Source organism: Halopseudomonas xiamenensis, from assembly GCF_014219065.1.
Lineage (GTDB): Bacteria > Pseudomonadota > Gammaproteobacteria > Pseudomonadales > Pseudomonadaceae > Halopseudomonas > Halopseudomonas xiamenensis.
This window is the reverse complement of the sequence record NZ_JACLGO010000054.1, coordinates 1-2,590: the sequence shown is the minus strand read 5'-3', so window position 1 is coordinate 2,590 and position 2,590 is coordinate 1. Positions and strand designations below refer to the sequence as shown.

Annotated in this window: 3 protein-coding genes; all 3 read right to left on the bottom strand. The window is 59.6% G+C overall.

The genetic code is table 11. The features are described from left to right. Window positions 1-70: 70 nt before the first annotated feature. A complete protein-coding gene (locus tag H6X51_RS19720) occupies window positions 71-349 on the bottom strand; it encodes a LysR family transcriptional regulator (protein ID WP_001100557.1) in 279 nt (92 codons plus the stop codon). 54 nt (window positions 350-403) lie between these two features. Continuing rightward, window positions 404-1,618 carry a chloramphenicol/florfenicol efflux MFS transporter FloR gene (gene floR / locus H6X51_RS19715; protein ID WP_000214119.1) on the bottom strand — a complete coding sequence of 405 codons (1,215 nt, stop codon included), beginning with the start codon at window positions 1,616-1,618 and terminating at the stop codon, window positions 404-406. Between the two features lie 216 nt (window positions 1,619-1,834). Next, window positions 1,835-2,590 (bottom strand): DUF3363 domain-containing protein (locus H6X51_RS20175; protein WP_223542817.1); only part of this gene is annotated, 756 nt, incomplete at its 5' end.

Below are 2,590 nucleotides of genomic sequence, written 5' to 3'. Positions count from 1 at the left end.
GCTTAGCGGAAAGTTCTTTTACCCTCAGCCGAAATGCCTGCCGTTGCTAGACATTGCCAGCCAGTGCCCGTCACTCCGCGGTCTTCACTGCGTGATCGAGTTGATCGACACCCGCCGTGACACGCTCCATGAAGTGCCTGCCTGCGTCTGTTAGCCGAACGCCCCGCGCATGGCGCTCAAATAGCAGGACACCAAGGTTATCCTCCAGCGCTTTCACACGCGCGCTGACGCTCGACTGGCTGATACCAAGTGCCTTGGCCGCATGCCGAAAATTCAGATGCTCGGCGACGGCGATGAACTGAACAAGGGAAATGAGCGGTATCCTGCCAGACAGGATACCGACATTCACGAGGTTTCGATGGTTAGTGCGCCGCATCGGAGCGGGCCTGCTACCAGTCGTCGGTTAGACGACTGGCGACTTCTCGGTGGCAGCCCCACGGAGCCGAAGGAGCACCAGCCCCAACGAAACCAGTACCGCCATCGCCGTGGCGTAACAGATCACGGGCCACGCTGTGTCACCGTTTAAAAGTGCCACCGCCAATGTCCCGACAATGCTGACTATCAGGCTTTGAACGCAGAAGTAGAACGCGACCGCTGATCCCGCGATGTCGTCGAACTCTGCCAAAGCGCCGTTCGCGGTAACGGACACCGTGAAGACAATACCGACCGCGACAACCCACATCGGTAGGATGAAGGTGAGGAATGACGGCGAGCCGTAAAGTTCGCCGATCCCCAACAGGACCGCTCCGCAAACAAGCAACGCCATCCCACGCGCCACGCATCCTGCGATGCCCCATCTGGCGACAAAGGACTTCGCGAAACGGGTTGTCACGATCATTACAAGCGCGACAGTGGCGAAGGCAAAGCTGAATCCGATCTCGGAATATTCCGCTTGGCCTATGAGCACACGGGGAGCCGTCGAGAAGAAGACGAAGAAGGTGCCCATACCGGCGCTAAAGCCGACAGTGTAAACCCAAAAAGCCGGACTCGCGAAGATCGGCAAGACAGATCGGCGCGTCTTGACTTGATCCAGAGGGCGGGTTTCGTGCCACCTGAAACCCGCATTTAGGAGTGCGAGCATCGCCAGTATAGCCAAAGTAATGAATATCGCCTGCCATCCCAAGAACTCGCCGATCAATGCTCCGGCGATAGGGCCGAGCGCAGGCACGAACGCCAGCATCGAACTGAAAAGGCCGTAGATGACGACACCCTCAGGACGGTTGGCATAAACGTCGCGAACCGTCGCGAACGTCGCCACCAGCATGGCCGACGCGCCCACTGCTTGAAGTAGACGGAAAGCGACAAAGGCCGGTGCAGTTGAAGACCAAGCTGCTCCCAGAGACGCAATGACGAAAGCCGTTGCGCCCGCAAGTAGAATTGGCCGTCGCCCGATTCTGTCTGAGAGCGGACCAAAAATCACCTGGCCCACGCCGAGCATCACCATATAGAGGCTCAACGTGAGTTGGATCATAGCGGGCGTCGTGTTCAGGATGCCGGGCATCGCTGGAACGACAGGGAGATAAATATCCATCGCCAGTGAAGCGAGGATGTCGAAAGGAGCCATCAGCAGCAGTGCTGCCGGCAGCGTATAGGCCCACGCGGGGCGTGTGGTGGTCATGACGAATCAACCCTCGATTAAGGAATACCGGGCGACGTCTGCTCGTCAGCAATCAGATGAGACTAGCCTTACAGAGCGCCGCAACAACAATACTGGTTGTTGCGGCTTACTTGTCTGCTGACTTGGAATTTCCCATCTGATTACTCCACGCTTACGAATATGAATTGCTACATTTTATCCGATTATCTTTTGCTTCGCAATGCGGCATGGGCGCACTCAGCGTTCCAGCCCCCTCTGCCGCCCTAACTGCCACGACACCGACCCGCCCTGCACGATGCCCATAACCTCGCGGCCGAGTTGGCGGTCGATGATCGGCCGCCACGGGACAAGGGTGAACTCATGGGATTTCTCGACCACGGCGAACTTGCCGCTCGATAGATGCACGGTTCCGGTAAACTTGCCGCTGACGCTCTCGCCGTCCGTGGCGGCGCGGAACGGCAGGCCCTTACTCAAAGCCATATCCGATCCGACGCCGGCTACCTCGCGCTCCCGCAGGATGGCGAGAAGGTTGCGCCGGTAGAAGACGCGGCTGTCCCGGCTGCGGGTGGCGTCGCCCTGTTCGATATGGTGCTCGCGGCGCTGGTCCATGGCTTCGCGGACTTGTTGCCCGAAGCCGGTTGGCGCAAGGTCGGCCGTCTCGCCGTGGATCAGCCGCCGGTCCAGCCAGGTCGCGCCGTCCGATCCGATCTGTTTGTTCAGATCGACCGGGGAAAGGACGCGAACGCTGGCCTGACTGTCTCGGCCGGCGTCATGGGCGGCGGCACGGCTGACCAGATCATCGGGGATGCGCCATTGGTCGGCGTCGATCCGCTCGACGATACCGGCCCGGCGTAGCGCCTCCAGCCGGCGCACATGGGCATCGACATAGCCCTCATAGTCGCCGCCTGGAACGCGGCACGTATAGGAAGAATAAACGCCCTTTTCACCCAAGTCCAACAGCTTTGGACCGCAGTTGACTCTTTCGACACCCCT

Coding starts and splice junctions, on each gene's coding strand:
- floR (WP_000214119.1), bottom strand. CDS start 1,618: ATGACCACCACACGCCCCGCGTGGGCCTATACGCTGCCGGCAGCACTG.